Annotated in this window: 5 protein-coding genes; all 5 read left to right on the top strand. The window is 42.6% G+C overall.

Annotated elements, in window-relative coordinates; genetic code table 11:
• Positions 1-76 precede the first annotated feature (76 nt).
• Positions 77-1,188, top strand: a protein-coding gene (locus BS19_RS16575) for an IS3 family transposase (RefSeq protein WP_342665236.1) whose coding sequence is annotated in 2 segments (ribosomal slippage) — positions 77-329 and positions 329-1,188 — 1,113 coding nt in all. Because the reading frame shifts where the segments join, the coding sequence is not laid out codon by codon here.
• Positions 1,179-2,042, top strand: a complete 864-nt coding sequence (locus tag BS19_RS19660; RefSeq protein ID WP_051686565.1) for a hypothetical protein — start codon at positions 1,179-1,181, stop codon at positions 2,040-2,042. The genes BS19_RS16575 and BS19_RS19660 overlap by 10 nt, the downstream gene beginning before the upstream one ends.
• Positions 2,043-2,669: 627 nt before the next feature.
• Positions 2,670-3,776, top strand: coding sequence for an outer membrane beta-barrel protein (locus tag BS19_RS16565; RefSeq protein ID WP_038176787.1), 1,107 nt, complete (start codon positions 2,670-2,672; stop codon positions 3,774-3,776).
• Between the two features lie 317 nt (positions 3,777-4,093).
• Positions 4,094-4,264, top strand: coding sequence for a thrombospondin type 3 repeat-containing protein (locus BS19_RS20770; protein ID WP_425425018.1), 171 nt, complete (start codon positions 4,094-4,096; stop codon positions 4,262-4,264).
• Between the two features lie 798 nt (positions 4,265-5,062).
• Positions 5,063-5,349: thrombospondin type 3 repeat-containing protein (locus BS19_RS20455; RefSeq protein WP_038176786.1), on the top strand; the 287-nt coding region annotated here is incomplete at its 3' end.

The following is a 5,349-nucleotide window of genomic DNA, read 5'->3' as shown; positions in this document are numbered from 1 at the left end:
TGTAACCCTCCCCAAAAAACTGGTCATTAGCTATTAGAGTTTTTCCGTTTACACTGAAACAAACGGAGAACGCATGATGAAAAAATCACGCTACACAGAAACGCAAATCGTAAAGATCCTGAAGGAAGTCGAAGCAGGACGAAAGGTTAACGAAGTCTGTCGTGAATATGGCATCTCTGATGCGACATACTACAACTGGAAGTCCAAGTATGGTGGTATGGAAGCGTCAGATGTTAAACGGCTCAAAGAGCTCGAGGATGAGAATCGGAGGCTCAAGCAAATGTTTGCAGACCTCAGCCTCGAGCACCGTATCGTTAAAGATATCCTGGAAAAAAAGCTGTAAGGCCAGCGGTTAAACGCGAGCTCGTCGATTACGCTCGCAAACACTATCAGGTCAGTTTGCGAATGGCCTGCCGCGTAGTTGGCATTAGCGACTCAGTCTATCGCTACCGACCAGAGCCTCATCGAGATGATGAGGTTATCGCTAAATTGCAAGAGGCAGTAGAGCGGTACCCTGCATACGGTTTTAGCAAATTATTTAAAGTACTTAGGCGCTGGGGACACCGATGGAATCATAAACGAGTCCATCGAGTGTACTGTTCGCTCAAGCTAAACCTACGGCGCAAGGGCAAAAAGCGCCTACCTAAACGAAATCCAGCGCCACTGATATGCCCAGAGTCGATCAACAGTTGCTGGTCTATCGATTTCATGAGTGACGCATTGCTCTGCGGCAGACGCTTTCGTACGTTCAATGTCGTGGACGATTTCAACCGTGAGGTGCTAGCGATTGAAGTAGATCTCAATCTGCCTGCACCACGCATTATAAGGGTGCTAGAACGCATTATTGCCTGGCGAGGGTACCCCAGTAAGCTGCGCATGGATAATGGCCCTGAATTTATCTCGACCACTCTGGCTGAATGGGCTGAAGAAAACGCAGTTGAACTGGAATTTATTCGCCCAGGCAAACCAACGGAGAACTCCTATATAGAGCGATTTAACCGAACTTATCGGACAGAAATACTCAACATGTACGTGTTCAAAACCTTGAGCGAAGTCCGAGACCTGACAGAAAAATGGATGAAGGAATACAACGATGAACGCCCTCATGATTCACTCGATGATCTGACTCCTTGGGAGTATTTAGCAAGGCATGAAAGTAGGAAAAACTCTAATTTAGAGTGCCACTAAAACAGGGAGGGTTACACCCCCACCTCATTGAAGCTGGTGATCAAGCTGATGTTAAGGAAGTTATGGTTAAGACAAATGCATTCGACCCAGATGATCAAATGAGATTTAGTTGGTACAACTGTATGACTTTTGGCGTTGAAAGCGAGAGTGGGTTTATCGGTTACTCATGGGTGCCAGATCCGAGTGACGAGTACGATATTGTTCCTAAAGTAAGTTTCTACGTTAGTACTGGTTCGTTTGAAAGTAACGTGCTCGCAGACATGAACCAAATTTCTAAAGAGGCAGCTAATGTAACTGAAAAGGATTTTGATATTCGAAATGAGTGCACCGTAACTCTGCGTGTTGATGGAACATGGGATATAGAGCCAGGTGCGCCGAGCTTAATGCTTAGCTCAAATGTGCTAAACAATTTAGTTGAATCACACTTAAACTTAACATCCTCTCATGCAACACTTGTTGAACTGATGACCAGAAAATCAGCAAAAGATTCTACTGAAAATCAACTAATGGCTACACCGTGGTTAAAATGGTTTGTAAAAGGAATTGCTAATCGTACTGCACAGACCTCAGCTTACACACTTCAACAAATGATGAGGATCCACATAGTTAACTTTTTACGTCCTACTGGAGTTGAGCTAGAGACCATTCAAGTTAAAGAAGATGGGAAGATTGAAGCAGAGTTTAAACGACCAAACAATCATGGATTGGTGCAAGGGGCAGATAAGTATGAGCAAATTTCACTAGATGCCACGAACTCTGCCCTTAAAGAAGCCAAGAAGAAGAAAATGGTTACAGATTATAAAGTAAGCCTATCTAAGAATTTTGTTCAAGACATCTTAGAGTTGAGCAAGTAAACATAAAATTTGAAGATATAGTTTCAGTATAAGAGCCGCTTTTTAGTGTAATGCCAGTCAGCTTAACTGATCGGGAATACGCCTTTAGTGGCTCTTTTTTTGCCTAAAAAATGGAAAGTGGCGACAGAGTGGCGACAAATTACGATTGGTGATCGGGTGCAAGTGAGCATAGCGCATTATCATACTGATATCGGTATAAGCAAGAATACCTACAACCGACTTTTGCCGGTAGAGACTCATGTCTACAACAAACAAATAACGGTTTTTAAAAGCCGTTGTTTTTCATCAGACAACTACATTTAATAAGCGAGTCTTGCCTCTGAACTCGCGGCATTTTCACGTCTAACCGCAGCTGTTGGGCACAAAACTCATTACCAATGAAACATTTTGTTTAATTGGCAGGTGTCCGTTAGCTTGCAATACTTTCACAAGATTTAGCGCAAACGTACACATATGGGTTGGGATACTCAACAGAGATTATCACAGATGTATTCCTTGGGCGGTCTAAGTCCGGTGGCTGCACAGTGTTTCCACTGTCGGTCATTAATTAATAACAAAGTAATCACATCGCATAAATTTAAATTTATAGCCAAACGTTATGGGTGGCTATAACAAGGAGTAGTGGAAATGCAGAAAAACAAAATTGCAATACTGGTCAGTGTCTTGCTGTCCACAGGGGTTACGGTGGGTTTTGCCGAAGCGAGTGAATTTTATGTTGGCGGCAAATTGGGAGCGGCTATATTTGATGATCCTTGTTCGGCGAACAGTTTGTCGTGTGATGACGTTAGTGGAGGAGCCAGTGTATATGGTGGCTATCAGCTCAATGATTGGCTAGCGGTTGAAGGTGGCTATGACTATTTAGGTGGCCCATTGGCGACGTATCCAGCCATTGGCCAACCCTCGAGTTCGGTGGATTATGACGCGCTGGTTCAGGGGATTGAGCTAGGCCTAAAGGCGGATTATGCACTCAATGATCGAGTGGTCGTATTTGGTAAAGGCGGTACCTTCTTGTGGCAGTTAGACAAGGAGGCTAATGAGCCAGTAGTGGGTTCGGTAAGTGATAGTGGCACTGGAGCATCATTGATGTTGGGAACAGGAGCGGAATACCGTTTGTCACCGAATTGGATCACTCGATTAGAGTATCAATACATCAATGGGGTAGGTGATGATGTGACTGGTTCATCGGATGTTCACTTTGTCAGTTTAGGTTTGAATTACCGCTTTGGTGCATCGAGCACACATACCCCTCTCGTTGTTAGTGAGCCTGTAGTTGAGAAGGTGCAACAAGAAGTAAAACCAGAGGTGAAGGAAACCGTGTCGCCACCTAAGCAACAGGTAATAGAGACCTATACTCAGATACTGAGCGCTACAAACAGTGAGGCTTTGTTTGAGAGTGACAGTACAAAAATTACTCCAGCTCTAAAAATGCAGTTGATGCCAGTGTTGGCGCGCTTGCAGAAGTATCCAGATACGACGGTAGAGGTCACAGGCCATACTGACAGTGTTGGTGACGCTAACTACAACCAATCGTTATCGGTAGTACGCGCGCAAAGCGTGGCGGATTACTTGGCCGCTCAAGGAATTGACCGTTCTCGCATCATAGTGAAAGGTTTTGGTGAGCTGCGACCTATTGCGTCGAATAAGACAGTCAGTGGCCGTGCGCACAATCGCCGTGTTGAAATCGTTATGCCAGAAGTGGTGATCGAAACCGAAACCACTAAACCAGTTCAGTAACAAACATACCAGTTTAGGTTTTAGTATGCCATTGTATCGTGGCATAGCAGTTATCGTAGAAATTAATATAAGGGCTCTAGCATTATGGCTAGAGCCCTTTTTTTACACCCACGATGCCTCTTTTCTTGATTTACACCATGTTCATTTAGCGTGCATATACACCTTTCTATTGGTTCATAGACTTAATATTACTAGGTTAATACTATTTATTGGTTTATTAATTTAATTTTTTGCTTTGTAAATATAATTCAATGGATTATTAATTTTTTATTTTAGCCTCTCTGTATTTTCACACCTAGTTTGGGTGGAAGTGGCTTATCTTCACAGGAAGAGGGGGAGGCGCCTGCTCAACCTCCGTTTACAAAGCATGTGATAGTGATGGCGATGGTATCAGGGATGAACAAGAAATTGCTAATAGCACTAACCCCAAAGACCCAAATGACCCTGTAAAAACTGCCCCTCCAAACAGTGAACGCTTTGTTCAATAGTCAAGCTGCCTCGGTCCTGTAACAGTTTCGTTACGAGGTAAAAACGGGCCTGGCTTCAGTAAGTGTAACTGGAGTCAGTTTTACTGGTTGTCAACAATCTGAGTATAGTTTTAGAGCTTTGTAAATCAGTAATAGAAAGACCTAAATATGCCTTTAAGTATTAATTTAAAAATAAAGCGGTAGTTCAAGTTTGCCACAGATCAAAAATAAACCCTACTTGTAAGTAGGGTTTTTTATTAGCGACCTAGTACGCGCTCATAATATTTTGGGGAGTTTCGGCCAACTAACACTGTGTTTTTCACTCCCTATGATTATTTATTGATTTGCATCATGCTTATTCAGCTTGCCTTGTAGCCAATTCATTTTATCGGTGAATTAACAATACCAGAGTCATGTCATCTCAATATGCAGTTTCATTAAGTTGTTGTTATTTATATTTTAAATATGATTTAACTACTTTTGCCTATAACTGCCTCAGTGTTTGAAAAGCGAACTTTTAACGTCATTGTCAATCTATTTTTAGCTCTATCAATTAAACATACTGTTTGATTGGCAGGGTGTCATTATCCTGTGAAAATTTAGTCAGCTTAGTGGAAACGGGCTTCAAGTTAAGCAGGGACGCCTACATAAAGTCAGTTTCACAAGCTGTGAACAATCAATCGGAAGCAATATGTCTTAGATGGTCATCTAGATTAAACCACCTCGAACTAAATCTTGAGTGGTAGCACTCAGATTCGAATTGAAGTGGACATTTCAGAGGTGGTGATTTAAACCACCCATAAGCAGTAAGGTTTTAGTATGAAATTCATTAATCAACAACAAATGAAAATGATGGCGCCGTTATTGGTGGCGTTGTTAATGAGTGCTTGTCGAAACGATGGGAATAGTTTGCTTACTCAGCAGCAAATTAAGGGAGAAGGGGAAGGCTCTGTCTGTTCAACGTATAGAGCATGTGACAGTGATGGTGATGGTATCAGTGATCAACAAGAAATTGATAATGGCACTAACCCAGGCGACCCAAATGATCCAGTGCAAGGAGGTAATCTCGACAGTGATGGTGATGGCATCAGGAATGGTCAGGAAAC

It is taken from the genome of Vibrio pacinii DSM 19139, from assembly GCF_000711795.1.
GTDB classification, from domain to species: Bacteria; Pseudomonadota; Gammaproteobacteria; order Enterobacterales; family Vibrionaceae; genus Vibrio; species Vibrio pacinii.
This window is presented reverse-complemented; position numbering and strand designations above follow the sequence as displayed.